The organism is Citrobacter sp. TBCS-14, assembly GCF_005280805.1.
Lineage (GTDB): Bacteria > Pseudomonadota > Gammaproteobacteria > Enterobacterales > Enterobacteriaceae > Citrobacter > Citrobacter gillenii.
Window position 1 is genome coordinate 1 of record NZ_SZWM01000507.1, and the last position, 384, is coordinate 384.

Here is a 384-nt window from a genome sequence, read left to right on the forward strand (position 1 = left end):
AATGTGCCGGATGGCGGCGTAAACGCCTTATCCGGCCTACATGTTTTGCATCGTCACATCAACGCCCGTTATCATCCAGCGCAAACGTCGGCAACTTCAAATGCCAACGAATGGCGGCAAGCCGAATCAACAGGGTGACAATCATCCCCATCATACTGGCGTTTTCCAGCGATACATTAAAGGTATAAAACGCTGTCGCATGCACGATCCCGCCGATAATACACGCCGTGGCGTAGATTTCGGTGCGCAAAATCATCGGCACTTCACGCGCCAACACGTCGCGAATAATTCCGCCGCCGACGCCGGTAATCACTCCCATACAAATCGCCACCAACGGTCCGGTTCCGGCGAGAAACGCTTTATTCACGCCAATACCCACGAACA

The 384-nt window shown here is 53.4% G+C and carries 1 protein-coding gene; it reads right to left on the reverse strand.

Features of this window, described 5'->3' with window-relative positions:
* Positions 1–58: 58 nt before the first annotated feature.
* On the reverse strand, positions 59–384 hold a 326-nt coding region (locus tag FDX22_RS19595; protein WP_186805355.1), incomplete at its 5' end, for a TRIC cation channel family protein.